This is a genomic window from Pseudomonas sp. KH_050, assembly GCF_057838875.1.
In genome coordinates this window covers 6490035-6514528 of sequence record NZ_CM174478.1, presented here as the reverse complement: position 1 = coordinate 6514528, position 24494 = coordinate 6490035, and the positions used below count along the sequence as shown (strand labels likewise).

Below are 24494 nucleotides of genomic sequence, written 5' to 3'. Positions count from 1 at the left end.
AAAAATCGCAGCCTGCGGCAGCTCCTACGCACCCGTGATCAAGGTGAACGCGATCCCCCCCGTAGGAGCTGTCGAGCAGAGCGAGGCTGCGATCTTTTAGAAGCGAGGCTGCGATCTTTCGGATGCACATACCGGTCGCCCGCCTTTTGCTTAATCCAGCATCAACACCTTGGCCAGCACGATTTTCGGGCCTTTCATTTTTTTGATGATGATCCGCAGGCCTTCGACTTCCAGCACTTCCTCTTCTTCCGGCACCCGTTTCAGGGTTTCATAGATCAGCCCGGCGAGGGTTTCGGCTTCAATGTGGTCCAGGTCGATGCCCAGCAGGCGCTCGACCTTGAACAGCGGTGTGTCGCCGCGTACCAGCAGTTTGCCCGGCTGGTAGGCGAGGATGCCGCGTTCGGCCTTGCGGTGTTCGTCCTGAATGTCGCCGACCAGTACTTCCAGCACGTCTTCCATGGTCAGGTAGCCGATGATGTTGCCGTCGGCTTCTTCCACCAGGGCGAAGTGTGAACCGCCCTTGCGGAACTGCTCGAGCAATTGCGACAGCGGCATGTGCCGGGATACGCGCTCCAGCGGCCGGGTCAGTTCGGCGAGGTTGAACGACTCGGGGATATGGTCCAGCGCCGCCAGTTCCAGCAGCAGATCCTTGATGTGCAGCAGGCCGACGAACTCATTGCGCTCGGTGTCGTAGACCGGATAGCGGCTGAATTTGTGACGGCGGAACTGTGCAAGGATTTCCTTGAGCGGTGCATTGAACTCGATGGTCACCAGGTCTTCGCGGGAGTTGGCCCAGTCGACCACTTCCAGCTCACCCATTTCCACGGCCGAGGCCAGTACACGCATACCTTGGTCACTCGGGTCCTGGCCGCGGCTGGAGTGCAGGATCAGTTTCAGTTCTTCACGGCTGTAATGATGATCGTGATGGGGGCCGGGTTCGCCTTGGCCGGCGATCCGCAGGATGGTGTTGGCGCTGGCGTTGAGCAGGTAAATGGCCGGGTACATCGCCCAATAGAACAGGTACAGCGGCACCGCGGTCCACAGCGACAGCAGCTCGGGCTTGCGAATCGCCCAGGATTTCGGCGCCAGTTCACCCACCACAATGTGCAGGTAGGAAATGATGAAGAAGGCGGTAAAGAACGACACGCCTTTGACGACTTCGTCGGAATCCACTCCGACTGCGCTGAGCAGCGGCGCCAGCAGGTGCGCGAACGCGGGCTCACCGACCCAGCCCAGGCCCAGGGAAGCGAGGGTAATACCCAGCTGACAGGCGGACAGATAGGCGTCGAGCTTGCTGTGTACGGTGCGCAGGATCTGCCCGCGCCAGCCATTGGTATCAGCGATGGCCTCGACCCGGGTCGAGCGCAGTTTGACCATCGCGAATTCGGCCGCAACGAAAAAGCCGTTGAGCAAAACCAGGACCAGTGCAAAAAGGATCATGCCGAAATCGGCGAAGAGTGTCGCGAGGGTGAAACTAGGGGAAGGGTCCATGGTGGAGTTTTGCGGGTTCCGTATATTCGAAAGGAAGGAGGATTACTGTGCCTCAAAGGCAGGCCCAAGTCAGCCAATGTAGCGGCTGACAGGGCGATTGCCTAGTGGGTAGTGGTCTGTGTGGCTAGTCGGTCAGGCTACTGGCCCTGGATTTCGTTACCTGGGCGGGTACGAAATGGCAGGTGAAGGTACTGCCATGACCCAGCACGCTGCTGATCTCCATCCGTGCGCGGTGGCGCAGCAGCACGTGTTTGACGATGGCCAGGCCCAGGCCGGTCCCGCCGGTATTGGAGTTGCGGCTGGAGTCGACGCGGTAGAAGCGCTCGGTCAGACGTGGCAAGTGTTTACTGTCGATGCCGATGCCGGAATCCTGCACGCTGAGGTGCGCGCCTTGCTCATCACCCCACCAGCGAATATGGATGTTGCCTTCGGCCGGGGTGTACTTCACGGCGTTGAACACCAGATTAGAGAACGCACTGCGCAATTCGGCCTCGCTGCCCTTGAGCAGAATCGACGGGTCGGCTTCCAGCGTGATCCGTTGATTGCGTTGCCCGGACAATGCCTGAGCATCATTCTTGATCGATTGCAGCAGGCTGTCGATCGCCACTGGCTGGTTGTCCGACGGGTAATCGGTGGCTTCCAGCTTGGCCAGCAGCAACAAGTCATTGAGCAGGGTCTGCATCCGTCCGCCTTGCTGCTGCATTTGCTGCAAGGCGCGGACCCAGCGCGGGTTCACTTCTTCGGCGTTGTCGAGCAGGGTTTCCAGGTAACCGCAGATCACCGTCAGCGGCGTGCGCAGCTCATGGGAGACGTTGGCGATGAAGTCTTTGCGCATCTGTTCGAGCTGATGAATGCGCGTGACATCGCGCACCAGCATCAAGTGTTCATTGTTGCCGTAGCGGGTGATGTACAACTGGATGCGCAGCCGATCGTTGATCGGCGAAGGGATTTCCAGTGGTTCGGCGTAGCTGTCCTGTTCGAAATATTCCTTGAAGCGTGGGTGACGCACCAGGTTGGTCACCGGTTGGCCGCTGTCTTGCGGGGTTTTCAGGCCGAGCAGGGTTTCCGCGGCGCGGTTCCACCATTCCAGGTTGCCGTCGGTGTCGAGCATGATCACTGCGTCTTTCAACGCGGCAGTGGACTCCTGGACCCGGTCGATGACCGCTTGCAGCCGCCCGCGTACCCGCTGGTCGCGGCGTTGCAAGTGGTAAATGCTGTCGAACACTTCACCCCACAGGCCATAGCCATCGGGTGGTGCTTCGTCGGGTTTATGCAGGCGTAGCCATTCGTGCAGGCGCAGCAACTGCTTGAGAGTCCAGGCCAGATAAATCGCCAGGCCAATGGCCAGGCTCCAGCCGTAGTAGCCGCTGATCAAGCCGACCAGCAAACAGCCGGTGACCAGGAGCAGCATGTGGCGAATCAGGGTGCCATGCCAGTTTTGGTTCACTTAAACACGCGTCCTTGTCAGCTTGTCTGGCGGGGTGAAAAGCAGCTCAGGCTTTGGTGGAAAAGCGATAGCCGGTGCCGCGCACGGTTTGTACCAGATTCTCATAAGCCTCTCCGAGGGCTTTGCGCAGCCGACGAATATGCACGTCAACGGTGCGCTCCTCGACGTACACGTTGCCGCCCCAGACCTGGTCGAGCAGTTGCCCGCGGGTATAGGCGCGTTCCTGGTGAGTCATGAAAAACTGCAGCAGGCGGTATTCGGTGGGCCCCATCTCGGCCGGTTTGCCGTCGATGGTCACGCGGTGGCTGATCGGGTCGAGCAGCAGGCCGCCGACTTCGATCGGCGATTCGCCTTCGGTCGGGCCGGCGCGGCGCAGTACGGCCTTGAGGCGGGCGACCAGTTCGCGCGGAGAGAAGGGTTTGGTGATGTAGTCATCGGCGCCGACTTCCAGGCCCTGGATCTTGTTGTCCTCTTCGCCCTTGGCGGTGAGCATGATGATCGGGATATCCCCGGTCAGCTCATCGCGCTTGAGGCGTCGGGCCAATTCGATGCCCGAGGTGCCGGGTAGCATCCAGTCGAGCAGAATCAGGTCGGGCTTGCGGTCGACGATGATGGCATGGGCCTGCTGGGAGTTTTCCGCCTCCATGCAGTCGTAGCCGGCCATTTCCAACGCAACGGCGATCATCTCGCGGATGGGCGCTTCGTCGTCGACTATCAGAATGCTCCTGCCAACCATGCTCAGTCCTCTTGTCATTTAACTGTCTTGCGCCGCATTAGATAACGGAATTATTGCAGTCGTGTGACAGTATTTTAGCGCCCCGGCGATCCGCGTGTTCCTGAACTAAGCTCTAAGTCCGAATCCTGACAACCACAAAAGGAAGGTTTCCATGTCTCACAGCACTATTTCCTGGAAAGCGCTATTGGTCACTGCCGCACTGGCCCTGCCGGGGCTGACGTTTGCCGCAGAGCCAGTAACGATGAAAGACGGCATAGGGGTCGACCATAAAGGCATGGCGGTATACACGTTCGACAAAGACAGTGCTGGCAAGTCGATGTGTAACGATGACTGTGCCAAGAACTGGCCACCATTGATGGCCCCGGCGGGCGCCAAAGCCGAAGGCAAGTGGACCACCATCAAGCGTGATGACGGCATGATGCAATGGGCTTACGACGGCAAGCCGTTGTACACCTTCGTGAAGGACGAAAAACCGGGAGAGATGAAGGGCGACGGCATGAAGAGCGTCTGGCACGTGATGCGCGAGTCGCAGAAATAGCCGACTCAAGCCGTCTGTGGGCGCGTGACTTGCCTGCGAAGAATGCGTAATGCCTGTAACCGCGGTGTTCGCTTCGCGGGCAAGTCGGATCGTCGCACCGCCGCTCCCACAGGGTTGTTGTCCGGCGCGGTTAGCGCACCGCGTAATCCAGCACGATCCCGACAAAGATCGCCAACCCTGCCCAATGGTTGTGCAAAAACGCCTTGAAGCAGCGCTGCGGATCTTTCCCGCGGGTGTACCAGTATTCCCAGACAAAACACGCCGCGGCCGCCACAAGCCCAAGGTGGAACCAGCCGCCCAGCTCGAAGCGCGCCCCCGCCAGCAACAGGCAACCCAGGGCCAGCCCCTGCAGGGTGAGGATGATCACCCGATCCGCATCGCCAAACAGGATCGCCGTGGACTTCACGCCGATCTTCAGGTCATCGTCGCGATCGGTCATGGCGTAATAGGTGTCGTAACCCACGGTCCACAGCAGGTTGGCGATATACAGCAGCCACGCGGCAGCCGGCAGGTCACCGGTCTCGGCGGTGAACGCCATCGGCATGCCCCAGGAGAACGCCGCGCCCAGCACCACTTGCGGGTAGTAGGTGTAACGCTTCATGAAGGGGTAGCAGGACGCCAGCGCCAGCCCGCCGAACGACAGCCAGATGGTCGTCGAGTTGGTGCACAGCACCAGCAAAAAGCTCAGGCTCATCAGCACGGCAAAGAACACCAGCGCCTCTTTGGAGCTGATCTTGCCGCTGACCAGCGGACGCTGCGCGGTGCGTTTGACGTGGCCGTCGACCTTGCGGTCGGCCCAATCGTTGATTACGCAACCACCGGCACGGGTCAGCACCACACCGAGAACGAAAATCACAATGTTACTCAGTGATGGCGAACCCTTGCCGGCAATCCATAGCGCCCAGAGAGTCGGCCACAGCAGCAGGTAAATGCCGATCGGCTTGTCCATCCGGGTCAGCTGAATGAAGTCCCAGGCCCGTGGGTTCAGGCGATTCAGCGATTTGAGCAGGCTCAGGTACATCAACGGTTCTCCGAATGTGCGCTCGCGGCGAGCCAAAGGGTCGGGAGGAATATCTCGGCCACCAGCACGCTCAAGGCCCCTCGGTCAAAACGTGAGCGCCGCCCCCAAAGCCCGGGGGCCCGGGATTCGACGGGTAACCATTGCAGCGGGTAGTGACAGACCTCGATGGCGCGGCGTTGAAACGCCTGGTCGCAGAACAACAGCTCGCCCAGCGAGCGGCTGCCGAGTTCATCCATGTTTAATCCGCCATCCTGCAAGGCGCTGCGCGCCGCCACACTGCGGGCATACACCCAGGCCTGGCCATGACCGCGCAAATACACTTCACGGACCCAGCCCTCGCTCTTGGCGGGCAGATCCAGCGCAGCGCATTCGTCGTCACGCAAGGTTTGCCAGCCTTCGAACAGCGGAGTAACACTGAAGCCGTCATTCGACAGCCGAGTCAGGCGGCGGGTCAGTGAGCCTTCATCGAACAGCCAGTCGAGGGTTTTCGCGTCGGGGAGGGGCGTCAACCGGCTTTGCGGCAACCAGACGGGAGCAGGGGGGAGGGGTATTGAGTGCGGCACAGTGAGTCATTATTGGCAGCAAATGAGGCGGCGAGCTTACCATGTCGACAGGCGATTTAGCCTGATCGGCTGCGGTCCAGGTATCGAACGAGCTTGCATCTGGCGATCCCGATCAGTACAAAACGCCCCTGAGCCGGACGGCAACCAAAGTGTCTCTGTGATGACCCCATCGACCGTCCGCGCCAGCGATAGCCTGAGAACCTGAGGAAACACGTAATGAAGAAGTGGCAATGTGTGGTCTGCGGCCTGATTTACAACGAGGCTGACGGCTGGCCAGACGAGGGCATCGCGCCCGGTACCCTGTGGCAAGATGTTCCCGAAGACTGGCTGTGCCCGGACTGCGGCGTGGGCAAAATGGATTTCGAAATGATCGAAATCGGTTAATTGCAGCTTTTCGAATCACTTTAAAAAAGGACAAAGGCATGAACACACCTGTCGTGATCGTCGGCACCGGCCTGGCTGGCTACAACCTGGCCCGGGAGTTTCGCAAACTTGATGGCGAAACTCCGCTGCTGCTGATTACCGCAGATGATGGTCGCTCCTACTCCAAGCCGATGCTGTCCACCGGCTTCGGCAAAAACAAGGACGCCGACGGCCTGAGCATGGCCGAACCCGGGGCCATGGCCGAGCAACTCAAGGCCGAGATCCGCACTCATACCCGCATCAGCGGCATCGATCCGGGCCACAAGCGCCTGTGGATCGGCGAAGAGGCGGTGACTTATCGTGACTTGATCCTGGCCTGGGGCGCGGAAACCGTGCGGGTGCCGGTGCAAGGCGATGCGCCCGAGGCAATCTTCCCGATCAACGATCTTGAAGACTACGCGCGCTTTCGCGCAGCGGCCGCCGATAAGCACCGGGTGCTGCTGCTTGGCGCCGGGCTGATTGGCTGTGAATTCGCCAATGACCTGATCCTCGGCGGCTATGAAGTGCAACTGGTGGCGCCGTGCGAGCAGGTGATGCCGACCTTGCTGCATCCGGCTGCCGCCGCGGCTGTCCAGGCCGGGCTGGAAAGCCTCGGCGCACGTTTCCACCTCGGGCCGGTGCTCAATAGTTTGCAGCACACCGCAGACGGGCTTGAGGCTCACCTTTCCAACGGTCAGGTCATCCCTTGCGATGTGGTGGTTTCAGCCATCGGCCTGCGCCCGCGCATCGACCTGGCGGCAGCGGCCGGTTTGGTGGTCAATCGCGGGGTGGTGGTCGATCGTCATCTGCAGACCTCCCACGCCAATATCTATGCCCTGGGCGACTGCGCCGAAGTCGACGGGCTGAACCTGCTGTACGTCATGCCATTGATGAGCTGCGCCCGGGCGTTGGCCCAGACCCTGGCCGGCAAGCCGACGATCGTCAACTATGGCCCCATGCCGATCACCGTGAAAACGCCGGTCTGCCCACTGGTTGTCTCCCCGCCACCACGGGGTTCGGAGGGTCTCTGGACGGTCGAAGGCGAGGGCGGCGATATCAAGGCGCTGTGCCGTGACGCCAACGGCAAACTGCTGGGTTATGCCCTTACCGGCAGCGCCGTTATGGAAAAACTCGCTCTAAACAGGGAGCTTCCAGCACTGCTGGCATAAATGCTGGTCGTTCTGTCGGATACACCACGCTTTTGGCCCTACAAAGGTCGCGGGGAGACTGGCGTCACTGCTGTCGGCGTGCCATCCTCACTCCCGTCTGCCGCAGAGTAGAGCCTGCGGCGCCTTGGGCGCTGTTCCGGAAGAACAGCACGGACATAACAACAAAAAACCGTCAAAGAGGCTTCACTATGCGTAAACCAGATCTCGCAGCTGCCATTGCTGAAAAAGCTGATCTCACTAAAGAACAGGCCAATCGCGTTCTCAACGCCGTTCTCGAAGAAATCACCGGCGCTCTGCACCGTAAAGACAGTGTCACCCTGGTGGGCTTCGGCACCTTCCTGCAACGCCATCGTGGCGCCCGTACCGGCAAAAACCCGCAGACCGGTGAGCCTGTGAAAATCAAGGCAAGCAACACCGTTGCCTTCAAACCGGGCAAATCGCTTAAAGATAGCGTCAATCCGTAACGGATGCGGACTCCCCGGATAGTGGGGAGAGCGGTATTTAAGATGGGCACGCCAACCAGGTTGGGTGCCCATTTTTTGTGGGCGTGGGTTTTACTGAATGAGTTTCTGGCTTTGCACATTTCCCCGTATCCGCAATACCTGTGGGAATGATGCATTTGTGGCGAGGGGCTTGCCCCCGCTCGGCTGCGAAGCAGTCGTAAAACCTGAAGGTGCGTTCTTCCAGATACAGCGCAGTGACCGAATTAGGGCCGCTGCGCGACCCAACGGGGGCAAGCCCCCTCGCCACAGGGAACAGCGCCGCCTAGTGCCTGGTTGATGGGGGAGGCCTGAAGATCTGGAATAAGACGCCCGCAGCGATGCGGGTTTTTCAGTAAGAGGGCTGATGGCTGAGCAGCAGGCACGTGCGGTTATTGCAGCACGACCTTTCTAAGACTCGATACAAGAAGAAAAGGGCCTGTTTCGCCGCCTTTTTTTCGCTATTGCACGGCGCAGTTTCAACGCGTCAGGATGAACCTGCGCCGCTCAACGAAGCCCTGAAACAGGCCCTCACCTCACTCAATACCCCAGCGACAACCCCGACCCACGCCGCGGATCGTTCGCGCCGTAGTAGCGGTTTTTACCCACTGGTTTGCCGCCGAGCGACGGTGCTCCGACCAGAATTGCCGCGAGGTGGTTGGCGTCCTGTGGGCCGGTGAATTTCTGGCCCCAGCTCTCGAGGATTTTCTGGGTGTCGGGGCTGACGGCGAAGGTTTCGAGGTTGGTCTCTTCCGGCATCCACTGTTGGTGGAATCGCGGTGCATCGACCGCTTCCTGGATGTTCATGCCGTAATCGATGACGTTGAGCATGGTCAGCAAGGTCGCGGTGATAATCCGGCTGCCGCCTGGCGTGCCCAGGACCATCACGGTTTTGCCGTCCTTGGTGACGATGGTCGGGCTCATTGACGACAGCGGGGCTTTGCCCGGGGCGATGGCGTTTGCTTCCCCTTGCACCAGCCCGTACATGTTGGGCGCACCGACCTTGGCGGTGAAGTCGTCCATTTCGTCGTTGAGGATGATGCCGGTCTTGCTGGCCATGACCCCGGCACCAAACCAATCGTTGAGGGTGTAGGTCACCGACACCGCATTGCCCCATTTGTCGACGATCGAGTAGTGGGTGGTGTTGCTGCCCTCGTGAGGCGCGACCCCGGGTTTGATTTCTTGGGAAACGCCGGCCTTTTGCGGGTCGATGGCTGCGCGCAGCTTGGCCGCGTAATCCTTGTTCAGCAGATGCTCCACCGGGTTTTTGACGAAGTCCGGGTCGCCCAGGTAGCTATTGCGGTCGACATAGGCGTGGCGCATGGCTTCGATCTGATAGTGCAGCCCCTGAGCCGAGTGATAACCCAGGCTTGGCATCGGATAGCCTTCGAGGATGTTCATGATTTCGCAAATAATCACCCCTCCCGAACTCGGCGGCGGAGCAGAAATGATGTGGTAGCCACGGTAGTCGCACTCGATCGGCGTAAGCTCGCGGGTCTTGTACTTGTCGAGATCGGCCTGAGTGATGATGCCCTTGCCGGCCTGACTTGAGGCGACGATGGCCTCGGCGACCCAGCCCTTGTAGAAACCGTCAGCACCTTTGCTGGAAATTTCCCGCAGTGTCTTGGCCAGGTCCTTTTGCACCAGTTTCTGGCCGACCTGGAGCGGCTCGCCGTTGCTCAAAAAGATCGAGCCCGAGTCGTTCATGTCTTTCTTGAACACCTCGGTCGCGGGTCCGAGCAGGTCGACGTCGCCCTGATCCAGCACGAAGCCGTCCTCGGCGTACCTGATGGCTGGCGCGATGACGTGGCCGCGCCTCATCGTGCCGTACTTCTCCAGCGCCAGCTCCATGCCGGACACGGTCCCCGGGACGCCGACTGCCAGCTGCCCTCTGGAGCTCAACTCCGGAACGACATTGCCATCCTTGTCGAGGTACATGTTCGCGGTGGCGGCCAGGGGCGCCTTTTCACGGAAGTCGAGGAAGGTCTTGCGGCCATCGGCCAACTGGATCGTCATGAAACCGCCGCCGCCAATGTTGCCTGCTGCGGGGTAGACCACGGCCAGCGCATAGCCGACTGCCACCGCGGCATCGATGGCGTTGCCGCCGTCCTTGAGGATATCGACACCGATGCGGGTGGCAATATGCTGTGCCGTGACTACCATGCCGTTTTCGGCAGCCGCCGGAGCTTGCGAAGCCGCCTGCGCGCAGGTGAAACCAAGGACGAATACCGTCGCAAGAAGCGATTTGGCAAGGGGTTCGAAGGTCATGGGTCGAGTCTCTTGTTTTAAGGTCGGGGGAGAGTCGTGTCAGATGGCCGACTGCCACTAGACTGTAGGACAGTTTTCGCTTGCCCGATCCGTTAAAACACCGCCGCCAGGCTGCTCACTCATCATTCACCTGCGGCGTGATCCATGCTGTCAGCGCCCATGTCGGGTTGTTCAGGTGCGTTCCCATCGTCGACAGGAACTGGTTCGTCAGTTCTTTCGTCCTGCACGGACTCCTGGCCCGGCAAGGGAACTTCTCGCGGCACCGGTCCGAACCTGACCGGCATTTCAATGGCTTTGGTGAGGCTGCCTTCGATTTGCCCGGCCAGGTAAAGGACCGGTGCCATGACCCCGGTGGTGGGACTCTTGACCAGCTTGAGCCACGCCTGGTCAAAGGCTGTGCCGAGGTTTTGCCGAACCTGCGCTTCCATTTCCGGCCGGTCGCTCTCGTGGGCCATGGCGCGAAACCCTGCCGCGCCCATGGAGATCATCATGCCAGCCACCCGACCGGCCGCCGCGGCGGCGGCGCTGGCGATCCCTCGGCTGGCGAATTGGGCCTCGAATTTTTCGCTGGTGCGTTTCGCCACTGTCGATATGGCTGCATCCGATGTGTTGGCGCCGGTTTTGGCCGCGACAGTATGGATCTGATCGGTCAGGGCCGCATAGGCTGGCAGCGTGGCGATGGGCTCAGTGTGGAGCACTTGGTAGAGCGAAGCGTTGTTGGCGGGTGGCGGCGCGAGGGTGATCGCTGGAATGTCCTTGAGCCGGCGATTGAGTTGTTCCGCGGGGACACCATAGCGCCGGGCTATAGCCTGAAGTTGGGTGCTCAGGAGTTGAACGTAGAACTCCGCCGCCTGCCCCATGATCGCATCGGGATCGATCTCCACGGCGACGGGGGCGAGCACTCGATCGTGGTATTGCTCCTGCAGATAGGCCGCCAATCGTTTTGTCGAACGGTCTTTTTCATCTTTTCCAGCGCTTATGGTGTACCAGGTCACCTTCATGGACAGCCATTCCTGGGTCCAGTAGTTGCTGAACCACGGAATGAAGTCTTCCTCGGTGCGCTGGTAGACGCGCAGCCGCCAATGGTCCATGGAGCCGCGTGTGTAGATCCTGGCTTGGTCTGTCGCGTCTTTGGAGGCGGCGACCAGGTCCTGATCGACCCGCCGCCAGGTGTTTTCCGAGATCAGCACCTGCGGCTTCGGCTCGGGGGGGCGCTCTTTCGTGGCACAACCACTCAACGCCACCGTCAAGGCGACGAGCAGGGTAACGATCAGGGAGCGCAGACTCACGATCGCAGTCCCCCCTAAAAAAGATTCGACAGTGCTCGCCCACCCGGCATCGGATAGGTTCCAACCAAGCGCTTCACACTGCTCATACCGGTTTGTTGGCCCCGCGAATCTCAATGGGCTGCTCGCTTCCTCCCCAGGAGCGGCGTGTGGTGCTGTTGCAGCTTTTCCCGCTCCTATCCGAACGGAACGTCCGGCGAATCCGACGATATTGTCTTGAGTATAGGTGGCGAAAACGTGATCAGTGGTCATACGCGAGGGGCAGGAGGCTGCTATTCCTTCCCTTGGGTGAAGTCGTTTGCGGCCGGCCAGCAGGCGGACCGGAACAGACGCGTGGCCGTGGCCGCGGCGCCAGCCAGGTGCGCGAAAAGAACAGCAGGTGCCCATTCCTCTTTGGAGGTGGCAGATGTTATTCATTGTCAGTTGGTCAATCAGTCCCGAGCGGCGTAACAGCGCGATCGAGCGTTTTCTCAAGACCGGTGGAGCCCCACCCGCAGGTGTGAAGATGCTGGGACGCTGGCATGCGGTAGGACGCATAAGCGGCTTTGGTGTCGCAGAGGCCAGTGATGTGGCACTGATCCAGAAATGGGTGCTCGACTGGAGTGACCTCATGAGTATGGAGATTCACCCGGCGATGACCGATGAACAGCTAGGACCGCTACTGGCGGCCGCGGTCGGCAAGCAATAGTCGGCACCCCAATAGCGCTGAGGAAAAAGGGGCAGGCTTATTTTCGCGGAATAACTCTGCCTCTTTTTCAAGGCGCCAGACCCGGAAAACGTCACTTGGCCTCTGCACCATCAGGCAACTTCGGGAAAGGAGAATGAGATGCAACTTTTCACTGTGAGAATCGATAAGCCGCAAGAGACGAACTTCATTTTCGGTCAGACGCACTTCATCAAATCCGTCGAGGACATCCACGAAGCGTTGGTCGGTGCCGTGCCGGGCATCAAGTTTGGCGTGGCCTTCTGCGAAGCCTCTGGCAAATGTCTGGTGCGCTGGTCCGGCACCGATATGGCCATGATCGAACTGGCCCAGAAGAATGCGAAAGCCATTGCCGCCGGGCATAGCTTCATTATTTTTCTCGGGGACGGTTTTTATCCGTTGAACCTGCTCAACACCATCAAGATGGTTCCAGAGGTCTGCCGGATCTTTTGTGCAACAGCCAACCCCACTGAAGTGATTCTGTCTGAGACCGCGCAGGGGCGGGCTGTGCTTGGCGTGGTGGATGGCTTGTGTGCGACTGAGATTGAAGGTGATGAAGACATTGTGTGGCGCAAGAATTTCCTGCGACAGATCGGCTACAAGTTATGAATGAAGAGCAGGCGCCTGGGCGATGTTCGTAGTGGTATTACAGCTGGATCAAAACGCCAACCTGGAACCAATGAAAATCAGCATTACGGCCAGGCAAGGACGCAATATTTCGTCAGAAACGCGGCCGGATAAATGACTGCCAACGTAAATTCCTGGCAGTGATCCTATCAGTAAGTAGCCTAATAAATGCCAATCCATATTGCCCATGCTCGCATGGCCCAAACCGGCGACTAATGTCAGGGGCACTGCGTGGGCGATTTCTGTCCCGACTAAACGCTTGGTCGCAAGAAAAGGGTACAAGACAAAAAGCGCCACAGTACCCAATGCGCCGGCACCGATGGAGGTGAGTGCCACCATTGTGCCGAGTATCGCGCCAGTGACTACCGTCAGCATGTTCAGGCTCGAGTCACTGAGCTTATAGTGGTCGCCCGCATGCTTGTGGGCAAATGCCAGCAATTGCTTCTTGAAAAAAATGGCCAGTGCGGTCAGCAACAAAACAAAGCCTAATGCCTGTTTGATAACTGAATTCATCGCTTGGGGGTCAGTGTCCAGATTTTTCAAAAACCACAATGTAAGCAGAACCGCCGGCACACTGCCCAGTGTTAGCCAGCCAGTAATTTTCCAGTCAATGTTGTCGTTCTTTTTATGAACCAAAACACCGCCAGATTTGGTGATTGCTGCATACAGCAAGTCTGTGCCGACGGCAGTGGCTGGATTAATGCCAAACCATAAAAGAATGGGCGTCATTAAAGAACCACCCCCTATGCCGGTCATGCCGACAATAAACCCGACAATCAAGCCTGCAACGACAAAACCCAAATTACCGAAATCCATTATCAAGACCTGCAAATCAAGCGTGACCACACAAACACGAGGCCGGCAGCATAACGATTTTTTTTATAACCACTTATATCGATGTGGTCTGACTTTATAACCTTTTGTGCTCGATGCTCTGGCAAGGCCCGCACCCGTATTCGATGGGCTTGGCAATTATGCGAAAAGGGACATCGACACCCGGGTGACCGGTACGCGCTACACCGACACAGTGATCCAGCCATTGTTTCGCTTGGGCGCCGGTGCCTTGCCCGAATCTCCAAGCGTTCCGGTTTGTAGTAATTTGTTGCTATAAGCAGTAAAAGACGGTCGATCTCCTTCAAACGGTGGCGTTCAACTTTTAAATCGTTAAACTCCCAGGGTCATCCAAAAACTCCACTGAGGCCGTGTGCATGAAATTTCGTTTTCTTCTCTGGATGCTGGGCTTGCTAATGGGCAAAGCCAGTCGTAACAACCCGGCGTTTCAGCAACAGTTGGCTGATAAAGAACTGGTATTCCAGTTGCAGACCCTGGACGGCAAGGTTGCTCGTCACTTCTTCGTCAAAAACCAGCGAATTACCAGCAGTTCGGGTGTTTACCCAACGCCGGCGTTTGCCATTGCCTTTAAAGACGCTGCATACGGTTTTGCGACGATGCAGGCGAAGAACAAGCAACTGGCATTCATGACCGGGATTCAGGACAAGTCGATCCAGATCAAGGGCAACCCGGCGCTGGTGATCTGGTTCCAGGGGTTGACCAAGTACTTGAAGCCGAAGAAAAAGCCGAAGGTTTGAGGGTTTAGACTGTATCGATTTCTTCGCGGGCAAGCCCCGCTCCCACAGGTTCTGCACGGTGGGAGCGGGCTTGCTCGCGATAGTGGTATTACCGGCGCCGCATCAGTGCTGGCTGAACTGCGAAGCCAGTTCGCGCAGCATCACCTCGGCTTCGAGCACTTTGCCGACCACGTCTTCGGCTTTGTCGCGGCTCATGCCCAGGCGTTCGAGCAGAGCGTCGGGGATTTCTTCCTCGGGGCCGGAGCCGATGCCGCGACTGCGCAGCAGGCGTACGGCCAGGCACACCAGGTTCGGATAGGCGGCGTAGTCGCCGTCGTAGCCCGGGTCGTGCTGGAAGCGCAGGGCGGCGGACAGTTCTTCCGGCATGTCCCAGTAGCGCATCAGCCAGGCACCGATCTGTTCACGGGTGATGCCCAGCAGGTGTTGTTCGACATAGCTGTGGCACAGGTGCGGATTGACTTCCAGGTGGCGGCAGATCAGCGAGAAGTGCGGCGGAAAGACGTGGGCCAGCAGCAGATAGCCGAAGTTGTGCAGCAGGCCTGCCAGGTAGGTCAGGCCGGCTTCCGGACGCTGGGCCCGGGGCATGGCGCGGGTCAGGCCTTCAATGACTGCGGCCGTGTAGATCGACTGCTGCCAGTAGGGCGTGGTGTGTTGCGGACGGTCCTTGGGCAGACTCAGGGTTTTACCCAGCGCCAGGCCCAGCGCCAGGTTGATCACCAGATCGAAACCGAGCACGCGAACGATTGCATCTTCCACTGAGCGAATCTTGCCCGGCGAGGCGTAGTACGGTGACGCCGCCCAGCTCACCACTTGCGCGGCCAGGGCCGGATCGGTTTCCACCACACCGGTAATGTCGTCGATGGTGGCGTTGGGGTCGACTCGCAGTTTGATGATTTTTTGCGCAGTTTCGGCCAGCGGTGGGATCTCGATGGTCTCTTCGAGGCGCTGCTGAATCCTTCTGGCGGTAAAGGCCTGCACCGCCTGGGTGATTTCCTCGCGGTCATCGTGGGGGCGATCGAGGTTCGGGCGGATGCTGTGCAAGGCTTCGCCGAAGTTCGCGGCGCTGGCCTTGTTCAGCATGTTTTTGAAGTCTTGCCGGGAAACTTCCAGCAGCAACTCTGGCTCGCCGGAGTTGATCAGCAGGCTCGGTTCACGCAGCAGGCTTTCTTCATACAGGCACGGTGAACTGGCGAGACTCGGCAAGCCCGGCAGCAGGCTCAGGTTATGTTTGCCGAGCATGCGCTCCAGGCGATCCTGCGGCACCGCTGTCAAACGTCGGCCGGTCAGCTCGGCGAGACGGTTGAGATCGAGCAATTGGCTTTGTGGAAACAGCACCATCATGGTGCCGACGGCGTCGTCCAGCAGAACCGCCTGAACCTTGCGCGCGACGGGAAGGCCGGGATGGTCGAGCACTTCGGTGTAGCTGATGGCCAGCTTGCCGAGCAGCAGCCGGATAACAGACGGAGTGTGCGGGGTTGCTGGAGCGAGGGCAGTCATGGCCTGTATCCGTTTTCGAACAATTTCAAGAGTATAACCAGCTTGGTTACGCCATTGGTTCAAAAACTGAAACGCTGCTCACACTTGGCCGTATTGCTGCCCATGTCGTAGCCAGCGTTCCAGCAGCGGGCTCACGTGTTGCGGCCAGCGCTCGAGCAAGGCTTGCGCAGCATCGCGCACTGCCGGAAGCAGATCGGCGTCGCGCATCAGGTCGGCGACCTTGAACTGCAACAGACCGGTTTGCCGGGTGCCGAGCATCTCGCCGGGGCCGCGCAGTTCGAGGTCTTTCTCGGCGATGATGAAGCCGTCGTTGGTCTCGCGCATGATGCCCAGGCGTTGGCGACCGATCTGCGACAGTGGAGGATGGTAGAGCAGCACGCAGTGACTGGCGGCGCTGCCGCGGCCCACCCGCCCGCGCAACTGGTGCAGTTGGGCAAGGCCCAGGCGTTCGGGGTTTTCGATGATCATCAGGCTGGCATTGGGCACGTCGACGCCGACTTCGATCACCGTGGTCGCCACCAGCAGTTGCAGGGCGCCGGCCTTGAACTCGGCCATGACTGCGGCCTTTTCGGCGGGCTTCATCCGCCCGTGAATCAGTCCAACCCGCAATTCACCAAGCGCACTGGTGAGGTCTTCATAGGTGGTTTCGGCGGCCTGGCAGGTAAGCTCTTCGGACTCTTCAATCAGCGTGCACACCCAGTAAGCCTGGCGCCCCTCGGCGCAGGCAGCGCGTACCCGTTCGATGACTTCAATGCGCCTGGTATCGGTGATCAGCACGGTGTTCACCGGAGTCCGGCCGGGCGGCAGTTCGTCGAGGATCGAGGTGTCGAGGTCGGCGTAGGCGCTCATGGCCAGGGTGCGCGGAATCGGCGTGGCGGTCATGATCAGCTGATGCGGACACATCCGCCCACCCACACCCTTTTGACGCAACGCCAGGCGTTGCTGCACGCCAAAGCGGTGCTGCTCGTCAATGATTGCCAGGGCCAGGCTCTTGAACTGCACTTCGTCCTGGAACAGCGCATGGGTGCCGACCACCATAGGTGTGCCGTTGGCAATCTGCTCCAGCGCCGCTACGCGGTTTTTGCCTTTGAGTTTGCCGGCCAGCCAGGCAGTTTCGATGCCCAGCGGTTCGAGCCAGCGGGAGAAGTTGATGAAGTGCTGTTCGGCGAGAATCTCGGTCGGCGCCATCAGTGCGACCTGATAGCCAGCCTCCAGCGCTTGCAGGGCGGCGAGGGCGGCGACCACGGTTTTGCCGGCGCCGACATCGCCCTGGATCAGCCGCAGCATCGGCTCGGGCTGACTGAGGTCGTAAGCGATTTCGTTGCCCACCCGGTGCTGCGCGCCGGTCGGCGGGAAGCCCAGGTTGGCCAGGTATTTTGCGGGCAGCACTGTGGCTTTCGGCAAGGCCGGCGCTCGCTGGGAGCGCAGGCTCTCGCGCAGGCGCTGTTGGGACAGCTGATGGGTTAACAGCTCTTCAAACGCCAGGCGGTGCTGCGCCCAGTGATGACCCAGGGCGAGTTCGTCGACGTCGGCATCCGCCGGTGGGTGGTGCAGGTAACGAATGGCGTCGTCCAGCGGCGCCAGCTGGTAGTCACGCGCCAGTTCTTCCGGCAGCCAGTCGGGCAGGCTTTGCGGGCCCAGCAGGGCCAGGGTTTGCTGACACAGCTGGCGCAGCCGCTGCTGGGTCAGGCCTTCGGTGAGCGGGTAGATCGGCGTCAGGGTCTGGTCAACCGGTGGTGGCTCGTCGCCGTTAATGGCGCGGTATTCCGGGTGATAGATTTCCAGGCCCGAGGCGCCGGGCCGGGCCTCGCCATAACAGCGCACACGGGTACCGCGTTTGAGGCCTTCCTTTTGCGCGTTGCTGAAATGATAGAAGCGCAGACTGAGCCCGCCGGTACCGTCCTGCAGGCGCACCAGCAAGCTGCGACGCTTGCCCATGACCACGTCGGCGCCGCTGACGGTACCTTCGATGACGGCATCCTGGCCCGGCCGCAATTGGCCGATCGGCACCACGCGGGTGCGGTCCTGATAGCGCAATGGCAGGTGAAACAGGACGTCCTGGAGATTCTCCAGGCCGACCTTGGCCAGTTTCTCGGCCATGGCTTCACCGACGCCCTTGAGCGCCGTGACCGGCACCTTCGACAGCTCAGTCATTGCGCCTGCTCAGGCCGCTGCTGGCGGCTTGGCCACCGAGCACAGGCGGATCGAGTCGGCGAGGATTTCAATGGCTTTGGGCCGTGGGAAGCTGGCGCGCCAGGCGATCGCTACAGTGCGGAACGGCGCTGGCGGCGTCAGCGGGCGAACTTCGATCACGCCTGGAGAGTAGTGATGGCTGTCCACCGCCGAGAGTGGCAGGATCGAGATGCCGAGGCCGGAAGCGACCATGTGCCGAATGGTTTCCAGGGAGCTGGACTCGACCGTGGTGTGCTTGGCGCCGTCGCTGCCTTTGGCCAGGGTCGGGCAAGCCTCGAGTACCTGATCGCGGAAGCAGTGACCTTCGCCGAGCAGCAGCAGGCTCTTGTCGTTGAGCAGGCTGGCGTCGATGGTGTTCTTCTGGGTCCAGGGGTGCCCGCTTGGCATCAGTACGTAGAACGGCTCGTCGTACAGCTGCAGGGTCAGCACGTCCGCTTCGTTGAACGGCAGGGCGATGATGATCGCGTCCAGCTCGCCGTTGCGCAGTTTGTCACGCAATACGTGGGTAAAGTTTTCTTCGATGTACAACGGCATCTGCGGGGCGACCCGGTGCAGTTGCGGAATCAGATGCGGGAACAGATACGGCCCGACTGTGTAGATTGCACCGACTTTCAGCGGCGCGGTCAGTTGGTTTTTGCCGGCCTGGGCCAATTCGCGGATGCCTTGGGCCTGTTCAAGAACCTTCTGGGCCTGGGCGACGATGCCTTCGCCGACGGGCGTCAGGCGCACCGCACTTTTGCTGCGCTCGAAAATCAGCACACCGAGTTCGTCTTCAAGCTTTTTCACGCCGACCGACAGGGTCGGCTGGCTGACATGGCAACGCTCGGCCGCGTGGCCGAAGTGCTGCTCTTGAGCGAGGGTAACGATGTAACGTAATTCTGTGAGAGTCATAGCGGCGTCCATGAGGTTGCAGGCCAAGCATACCGGCTGCAATCGATAGACGCACGTTATCAGAGAGAGAGGTGACTACGACACTCTGCAATGCATGTTTGGCGGGGATGGATATGCAAAAGGCTCTTGTGGCGAGGGGGCAAGCCCCCTCGCCACAAGGGTTCTGTCTTAGCGGCGACGTTTTTCCAGGGAATAAACGAAGGGGGCGACGATTTCAATCGAGCCATTGCTCAGCATGTCGGCCGGCGGTTTGGGCAGTGGTTGGGCGCGGCGAATCATTTCCAGGGTGGCCCGGTCCAGATCGGCATTGCCCGAACGTCCCACTAGCTCAAAGGACAGCACGTTGCCTTCGGCATCGACTACGAAGCGAAGACGGTTCAGACCTTCCTTGCCGCGCGCTTGAGCCCCAGCCGGATACTTTTTGTACTTTTGCAGGTGCGCCAACAACGTACCTTGCCAGCTTTCCTTCGCGGCCTTTTGCGCCATGGTAGGGCCGGGTGCAGGCGCCGCGGATTTCTCCGTGGGCGCAGGAGTCGGCGGAGCGTCGCTAGGTTTTTCCTCGGAAGGTTTTTCCTTTGGCAGCTCCGGCTTTTTCTCCACAGGCTTGGGTGGTTGTGGCTTTGGCTTGAGTTTTACCGGCTTGGGTACGGAGATAGTCGGCTTCGGCGCTTCCGCGAGTTTTGGCAGCGGCAGTTCTTCCACCGGTGCCGGTGGTTGCGGTGGCGTCACGACTTTGGGCGGTGCCGGTGGAGGTGGTGCCGGTAGCGGCGCCAGTTCGACCATCATCGCCAGCGGTGGCAGTTCGACCGGTTGTGGCGAGGACCAGTTGAGCGCGAGGAGAATCGCGACCGCGTGGACGCCCAGCACCACGGCCAGGCTACCGCTGTAACGCGTCAGCTTTTGGCGCGTCGTGATCATTTCTTGGCTGCCGTCTCAAGTCCGACCAGGCCGACTTTGAGGTAGCCGGCTGCCCGCAGGGCATCCATCACGCTCATCAAGTCACCGTAGTCCACGCCTTTATCGGCCTGGAAGAAGATTGTGGTGTCCTTCTTGCCCTGGGTCTTGGCATCGAGAGTCGCGCCGAGGGTTTCGGCTTTGACTTCGTCTTCACCGAGGAACAGGCGCTGATCAGCCTTGACGCTGAGGAACACCGGTTTCTCTGGCCGCGGCGCCGGTTTGGCGGTCGAGGCCGGCAGGTCGACTTTGATGTCCACAGTCGCCAGCGGTGCGGCGACCATGAAGATGATCAGCAACACCAGCATCACGTCGATAAACGGCGTTACGTTGATTTCATGGTTCTCGGCGAGATCGTCGTCAGCGCCTTCTTTCAAATGCAGGCCCATGGCCGATTACCCCACTTTCACCATGTGCGGTTGCGAGCTGCGCTCGGTAGGCAGGTGGTCGAGGTCGCGGCTGACCAGCAGCAGGACCTCTGCCGAAGCATCGGAAACCTGTGCCTTGTAACCGGCGATGGAGCGGGCGAAGACGTTGTAGATCACTACCGCGGGGATCGCTGCTACCAGGCCCAGTGCCGTTGCCAGCAGGGCTTCGGCAATACCGGGAGCAACCACGGCGAGGTTGGTGGTCTGGGTCTTCGCGATACCGATGAAGCTGTTCATGATGCCCCACACGGTACCGAACAGGCCGACGAAGGGCGCGGTGGAACCGATGGTTGCCAGCACGCCGGTGCCGCTGCTCATGTTGCGGCCACAGGCTGCAACCAGGCGCTCGAGGCGGAAGGCGACGCGTTCCTTGATGCCTTCTTTTTCACGGCTGTTGACCGACAGGCGCATTTCTTCCAGTGCGTCGTGGACCAGCAGGTTGGCAAGGGTGCCTGCCTTGGCGGCGGTGGCGCTGGCTTCTTTGAGGGTGGTGGCTTTTTTCAGGTGGGCGATTTCACCGCGCAGACGACGCTTGGCGCCCAGCAGCTCAAAGCCCTTGGCGATCCAGATGGTCCAGGTGATGATCGAAGCGATGGCCAGGCCGATCATCACGATTTTCACGATGATGTCAGCATTCTGGTACATGCCCCAAGGCGACAGATCGTGGGCCATGCCCAGCGAGTTGTCCGCTTCGAGTACTTCAGGCAAGTCTTCGAGTGGCGCGCCTTCAGCGGCCAGCGCCGGGTCGGCAGCGACCGGAGTCACAACCGGAGCAGCAGGCTCGGCGTTGCCATGAGCAGCGGCAGGCGGGGTGGCTGGCACAGGTTCATCGGCAAAAACGGCGGTCGGCGCCAGCAGCAGGCTGAACAGCAGCGCTGTTACCATGCGCCATGTGCCTGACGGGCTCGGAAGTTTGGTTGGCGAAGCGGGGAGTTGATTACTTGTCATGCTGGCCGGACCTGAGAGAAATAGAGGGTGGATGTCCTTCCAGGCCTCGCAGGGCCGAGAACAAAATAGGCAGGCATTATTGCAAGTAATTCTTGTTAACAAAAGTAATAGAGTATCTTTTTTTCTTTGATTGCTAGCCGCCGGTCCGTTCTTGACGCCAGGCTATGTGCTTCTGAAAGGAGTTTTGTGATGACCACCCCTTCTGTTTTGATCGCTGGCTGCGGTGATGTCGGCAGCCGCCTGGCCACGCAATTGCTGGCCGAGGATTGGCGGGTTTACGGGCTGCGGCGCAACATTTCACGCCTGCCGAGCGGTGTCGAAGGGATAGCGGGCGATCTGTTCAGTGAGCAATGCCCGGCTGACTGGCCGACTGCACCGGTGGATTACCTGGTGTATTGCGCGGCGGCCACGGTACACGACGAGGCGGGCTATCGCGTCGCCTATGTCGAAGGCCTGCAGCATGTGCTGGGCTGGATGAAGCAGCATGGGCAGCAGCCGAAGCGCCTGTTGTTCGTCTCCAGCAGTAGCGTGTATGGCCAGCAGACGGGCGAATGGGTCGATGAAAATTCGCCAACCGAAGCCGGTGGTTACTCCGGACGCTTGATGCTCGAGGCTGAGCAAGTGGCTTTGCAGAGCGGCATGCCGGCCAGTCTGGTGCGCTTGACCGGCATTTACGGGCCGGGCCGCGAGTGGTTGTTAACCCAGGTGCGCCAGGGTTATCGCGTGGCGATCGACCCGCCGCTGTATGGCAACCGGATTCACGTCGATGACGCTGCTGGTCTGCTGGCGTTCCTGCTCCAGGCAGAGCATCGGGGGGTGGCACTGCAGGACTGCTACATCGGCGTCGACGATGCGCCTGTGCCGCTGGCGGAAGTGCTCGGCTGGTTGCGCGAGTATCTGGGAGTGACCGAGTGGGCGGCCGATGCCAGTGTCCGCCGCAACGGCAGCAAGCGTTGCAGCAATGCCCGGGCCCGGGCGTTGGGCTGGGTGCCGCGTTATCCGAGTTTCCGTGAAGGTTATGTGGCAATTCTTGAAGGTGGTCGTTGAGCTACTTGTGCGCTTATGCCTGAAGAAAAAGGGGTCCGCGGGCTCCTTTGTTTTGGGTCACTGTTTTTCCAGCAGCCATTGGAGAGTTGTGGCGACATACGTGGGTTGCTCGTCTGGAAGGGAGGTGTTGATGTATTTGAATATTTCTAAATGCTTGCCCTTTCTGGCAAAAAGCCAAGCGTCTTCTTTCGCTCCTTTCGCAAGCCAAAGGTTCTGATAGTCGCCGTTCATGTTCGCGCAATCACCGCCAAGGCATAAAGCGTACCGGTCGGCGCCGGGCAGGCCGGAAACCGTGCCACCGGCTGTGAAGTGCACAGTGTTGCCTGTGTCCTGACCTTTGATGATTTTCCACGCGCCACCCATATAGGCTGTGTAGAGCGCGTGTTTGAACGTGGTTCCCAGTGGGGCGCCGGCGGGCGCTGGATGCTGGGCCAGGTTAAACACCTGTTCGGGTTCGTAGGGGTTGGCGTTTTGCTTCAGTTGCCCATCCATGCGCTTGAGTTCGGTGGTGTAGTGGCTAGAAAAATCGATTCGCCAGAGGCCCGCTTGCTCGCCAAGCAGCTTTCCTTCGATGTTCTCAAAACCATTGGAGAAGTAGCGAACCTGGCCGTCCTTTGTGTTGATGTTCCATTCCAGGTTTGGACCATAGGCATACAGCGAATTGAGTAGCGGGCCGCCTTTGGCCACCGCATCAATGGCCTGCTGGTTGATCCAGATGCCGCTGATATCAGGGTCTGTGGGGGCATGGGCACAGCCGCCGAGGAGTATGGCGAGCAATGTAGAAGCTATAAGCGCTTTGCGCATGGAGGCATCCTTGAACGAGCCTCCAGACAATTTGTAATCGGGGGCTTTGACAGGTTCCAGTATATGAAGGCTGTGGGGGGGTGGACCCGGAAAACAGTGTTGCCGATCTTGAGCGCCTGCAGACGGCCTGAGCGTTTGATATAGGTGCTGGGGTGGCGCTCAGGCAAAAAAAAGGAGCCATCGGGCTCCTTTTTGTTTTTGCGATCACTGCTTTTCCAGTAACCACTGTCGAGTACCCGGAGTAAGCGAGGGTACTTCATCGGCCCGGGACCCGTTGACCGCCTGGAAGATCTCCAGTTGATCGCCTTTGCGGGTGAAAATCCACGGATTGCCCTGTTCGCCTTGCTGCAGCCAGACATTGTCATAGCCACCGCTCATGGACGCGCAATCGCCAGCCAGGCATAGCGCGTAGCGATCTGCGCCTGGCAAGCCTTCAATCCGGCCATCGGCCTGGAACCGAGCGGTGTTGCCTTCGCCAGGGCCGCTGAGGATTTTCCAGCCGCCGCCCATGTAGGCGGAGTACAGGGCTCGTTCGAAGCTGGCGCCGATCGGTGCGCCTGCGGGAACCGTGTCTTGTGCCCGATCGAAAACCTGTTCCGGTTCGGAGTCGGATGCCGCTTGTTGCAGTTGTTTGCCGTCGCGACTCAGCTCGCTGGCGGAGCTGCCATAAAAGTCGACCTTCCAGGCGCCGGACTCTTCACCCAGCAGCTTGCCATCGACGTTTTCAAAACCGTTGGTGTATCGCGCCTGACCGGCTCGGGTGTTGATGTCCCATTCCAGGTTTGGACCATAGGCCTGGAGGGCTTCACGCAAGGGGCCGCCTTTGGCAGCAGCATCGATTGCCGACTGGTTGATCCAGGTGCCGCTGATGTCGCGGTCGGCGGGGTCGCTGGCACAGCCGCCGAGAAAAACGGCGAGCAACGAGAGAGCAAGCGCTTTGCGCATGAGGGAATCCTTTCAAAACGAAAATGGCGCAGCACGATGGCTGCGCCAGACCTGTGACCAGAGTTACTCGATGACGAGAATGGCGTCCATCTCGACCTGCGAGCCTTTTGGCAGTGCCGCAACACCGATGGCGGCGCGGGCAGGGTAAGGCTGGTCGAAGTATTTGCCCATGATCTCGTTGACCTTGGCGAAGTGGCTCAGGTCGGTGAGGAAGATGTTCAGTTTTACGATGTCCTTGAACGAACCACCGGCGGCTTCAGCCACGGCCTTGAGGTTCTCGAAAACTTGAACGGTCTGGGCTTCGAAGCCCTCGACCAGTTCCATGGTTTTCGGGTCCAGCGGGATCTGGCCGGACATGTAGACCGTATTGCCAGCCTTGATTGCCTGGGAATACGTGCCGATGGCAGCAGGTGCCTTGTCGCTGGTGATAACAGTCTTGGTCATTTATGACTCCTTGTAATGGGCTGG

The 24494-nt window shown here is 59.8% G+C and carries 25 protein-coding genes; 8 read left to right on the top strand and 17 right to left on the bottom strand.

Annotation, left to right across the window (positions count from 1 at the left end; genetic code table 11):
- Window positions 1-150 precede the first annotated feature (150 nt).
- From AC3IUA_RS30040 to phoB, 3 genes are all read right to left on the bottom strand, one after another.
- On the bottom strand, window positions 151-1491 hold the full coding sequence (locus tag AC3IUA_RS30040) for a hemolysin family protein (protein ID WP_489358395.1): 1341 nt from the start codon (window positions 1489-1491) through the stop codon (window positions 151-153).
- Between the two features lie 124 nt (window positions 1492-1615).
- Window positions 1616-2902 carry a phosphate regulon sensor histidine kinase PhoR gene (gene phoR, locus AC3IUA_RS30035; RefSeq protein WP_489362525.1) on the bottom strand — a complete coding sequence of 429 codons (1287 nt, stop codon included), beginning with the start codon at window positions 2900-2902 and terminating at the stop codon, window positions 1616-1618.
- Window positions 2903-2984: 82 nt separating this feature from the next.
- Entirely contained in the window at window positions 2985-3674 is a 690-nt protein-coding gene (phoB, locus tag AC3IUA_RS30030; protein ID WP_489362523.1) for a phosphate regulon transcriptional regulator PhoB, read from the bottom strand.
- 151 nt (window positions 3675-3825) lie between these two features.
- Between phoB and AC3IUA_RS30025 the strand changes: the two genes are divergently transcribed.
- Window positions 3826-4212 carry a COG4315 family predicted lipoprotein gene (locus tag AC3IUA_RS30025; RefSeq protein ID WP_489358393.1) on the top strand — a complete coding sequence of 129 codons (387 nt, stop codon included), beginning with the start codon at window positions 3826-3828 and terminating at the stop codon, window positions 4210-4212.
- A gap of 130 nt (window positions 4213-4342) precedes the next feature.
- On the opposite strand, the gene ubiA is transcribed toward AC3IUA_RS30025, so the two are convergent.
- Entirely contained in the window at window positions 4343-5233 is an 891-nt protein-coding gene (ubiA, locus tag AC3IUA_RS30020) for a 4-hydroxybenzoate octaprenyltransferase (RefSeq protein ID WP_489358392.1), read from the bottom strand.
- The gene (locus AC3IUA_RS30015; RefSeq protein ID WP_489358391.1) at window positions 5233-5796 is read right to left on the bottom strand and encodes a chorismate--pyruvate lyase family protein; all 564 of its coding nucleotides are present in this window, start codon (window positions 5794-5796) and stop codon (window positions 5233-5235) included. The genes ubiA and AC3IUA_RS30015 overlap by 1 nt, the downstream gene beginning before the upstream one ends.
- Before the next feature lie 216 nt (window positions 5797-6012).
- Between AC3IUA_RS30015 and AC3IUA_RS30010 the strand changes: the two genes are divergently transcribed.
- From AC3IUA_RS30010 to AC3IUA_RS30000, 3 genes are all read left to right on the top strand, one after another.
- A complete protein-coding gene (locus AC3IUA_RS30010) occupies window positions 6013-6180 on the top strand; it encodes a rubredoxin (protein WP_489358390.1) in 168 nt (55 codons plus the stop codon).
- A 38-nt stretch (window positions 6181-6218) separates the two neighbouring features.
- Window positions 6219-7367, top strand: coding sequence for an NAD(P)/FAD-dependent oxidoreductase (locus tag AC3IUA_RS30005; RefSeq protein ID WP_489358389.1), 1149 nt, complete (start codon window positions 6219-6221; stop codon window positions 7365-7367).
- Between the two features lie 188 nt (window positions 7368-7555).
- Window positions 7556-7831 carry an HU family DNA-binding protein gene (locus AC3IUA_RS30000; protein ID WP_003195589.1) on the top strand — a complete coding sequence of 92 codons (276 nt, stop codon included), beginning with the start codon at window positions 7556-7558 and terminating at the stop codon, window positions 7829-7831.
- Between the two features lie 555 nt (window positions 7832-8386).
- Here the strand turns inward: AC3IUA_RS30000 and ggt are convergent.
- Complete coding sequence (gene ggt, locus AC3IUA_RS29995) at window positions 8387-10114, bottom strand: gamma-glutamyltransferase (RefSeq protein ID WP_489358388.1); 1728 nt, start codon at window positions 10112-10114, stop codon at window positions 8387-8389.
- Window positions 10115-10236: 122 nt separating this feature from the next.
- Window positions 10237-11403, bottom strand: a complete 1167-nt coding sequence (locus AC3IUA_RS29990; RefSeq protein ID WP_489358386.1) for a hypothetical protein — start codon at window positions 11401-11403, stop codon at window positions 10237-10239.
- 403 nt (window positions 11404-11806) lie between these two features.
- On the opposite strand from AC3IUA_RS29990, the gene AC3IUA_RS29985 reads away from it, so the two are divergent.
- Together AC3IUA_RS29985 and AC3IUA_RS29980 are read left to right on the top strand one after the other, a co-directional pair.
- The gene (locus AC3IUA_RS29985) at window positions 11807-12088 is read left to right on the top strand and encodes a DUF3303 domain-containing protein (protein WP_489358385.1); all 282 of its coding nucleotides are present in this window, start codon (window positions 11807-11809) and stop codon (window positions 12086-12088) included.
- 138 nt (window positions 12089-12226) lie between these two features.
- Window positions 12227-12712, top strand: coding sequence for an adenosine-specific kinase (locus AC3IUA_RS29980; RefSeq protein ID WP_489358384.1), 486 nt, complete (start codon window positions 12227-12229; stop codon window positions 12710-12712).
- Between the two features lie 48 nt (window positions 12713-12760).
- Here AC3IUA_RS29980 and AC3IUA_RS29975 read toward each other — a convergent pair whose 3' ends face one another.
- On the bottom strand, window positions 12761-13546 hold the full coding sequence (locus tag AC3IUA_RS29975) for a sulfite exporter TauE/SafE family protein (protein WP_489358383.1): 786 nt from the start codon (window positions 13544-13546) through the stop codon (window positions 12761-12763).
- Window positions 13547-13938: 392 nt separating this feature from the next.
- On the opposite strand from AC3IUA_RS29975, the gene AC3IUA_RS29970 reads away from it, so the two are divergent.
- The gene (locus AC3IUA_RS29970; protein ID WP_489358382.1) at window positions 13939-14319 is read left to right on the top strand and encodes a helicase; all 381 of its coding nucleotides are present in this window, start codon (window positions 13939-13941) and stop codon (window positions 14317-14319) included.
- Window positions 14320-14421: 102 nt separating this feature from the next.
- On the opposite strand, the gene AC3IUA_RS29965 is transcribed toward AC3IUA_RS29970, so the two are convergent.
- The 6 genes from AC3IUA_RS29965 to exbB all read right to left on the bottom strand — a co-directional run bounded on the left by AC3IUA_RS29965 (window position 14422) and on the right by exbB (window position 21230).
- A complete protein-coding gene (locus AC3IUA_RS29965) occupies window positions 14422-15816 on the bottom strand; it encodes an aminoacyl-tRNA deacylase and HDOD domain-containing protein (RefSeq protein WP_489358381.1) in 1395 nt (464 codons plus the stop codon).
- 78 nt (window positions 15817-15894) lie between these two features.
- Window positions 15895-17970: an ATP-dependent DNA helicase RecG gene (recG, locus tag AC3IUA_RS29960; protein ID WP_489358380.1), complete on the bottom strand. Its 2076-nt coding sequence runs from the start codon at window positions 17968-17970 to the stop codon at window positions 15895-15897.
- Between the two features lie 9 nt (window positions 17971-17979).
- On the bottom strand, window positions 17980-18900 hold the full coding sequence (locus tag AC3IUA_RS29955; RefSeq protein WP_489358379.1) for a hydrogen peroxide-inducible genes activator: 921 nt from the start codon (window positions 18898-18900) through the stop codon (window positions 17980-17982).
- A gap of 168 nt (window positions 18901-19068) precedes the next feature.
- Entirely contained in the window at window positions 19069-19818 is a 750-nt protein-coding gene (locus tag AC3IUA_RS29950) for a TonB family protein (RefSeq protein WP_489358378.1), read from the bottom strand.
- The gene (gene exbD / locus AC3IUA_RS29945; protein WP_007894651.1) at window positions 19815-20243 is read right to left on the bottom strand and encodes a TonB system transport protein ExbD; all 429 of its coding nucleotides are present in this window, start codon (window positions 20241-20243) and stop codon (window positions 19815-19817) included. The genes AC3IUA_RS29950 and exbD overlap by 4 nt, the downstream gene beginning before the upstream one ends.
- A gap of 6 nt (window positions 20244-20249) precedes the next feature.
- Window positions 20250-21230, bottom strand: coding sequence for a tonB-system energizer ExbB (gene exbB, locus AC3IUA_RS29940; RefSeq protein WP_489358377.1), 981 nt, complete (start codon window positions 21228-21230; stop codon window positions 20250-20252).
- Window positions 21231-21419: 189 nt separating this feature from the next.
- On the opposite strand from exbB, the gene AC3IUA_RS29935 reads away from it, so the two are divergent.
- Window positions 21420-22277 carry an SDR family oxidoreductase gene (locus AC3IUA_RS29935; protein WP_489358376.1) on the top strand — a complete coding sequence of 286 codons (858 nt, stop codon included), beginning with the start codon at window positions 21420-21422 and terminating at the stop codon, window positions 22275-22277.
- A 57-nt stretch (window positions 22278-22334) separates the two neighbouring features.
- Here the strand turns inward: AC3IUA_RS29935 and AC3IUA_RS29930 are convergent, their stop codons facing one another.
- The 3 genes from AC3IUA_RS29930 to AC3IUA_RS29920 form a co-directional block, all read right to left on the bottom strand.
- Window positions 22335-23081, bottom strand: a complete 747-nt coding sequence (locus AC3IUA_RS29930; protein ID WP_489358375.1) for a hypothetical protein — start codon at window positions 23079-23081, stop codon at window positions 22335-22337.
- A 204-nt stretch (window positions 23082-23285) separates the two neighbouring features.
- A complete protein-coding gene (locus AC3IUA_RS29925) occupies window positions 23286-24026 on the bottom strand; it encodes a hypothetical protein (protein ID WP_489358374.1) in 741 nt (246 codons plus the stop codon).
- Window positions 24027-24089: 63 nt separating this feature from the next.
- Entirely contained in the window at window positions 24090-24470 is a 381-nt protein-coding gene (locus tag AC3IUA_RS29920; RefSeq protein ID WP_003229509.1) for a RidA family protein, read from the bottom strand.
- Between the last annotated feature and the right edge of the window lie 24 nt (window positions 24471-24494).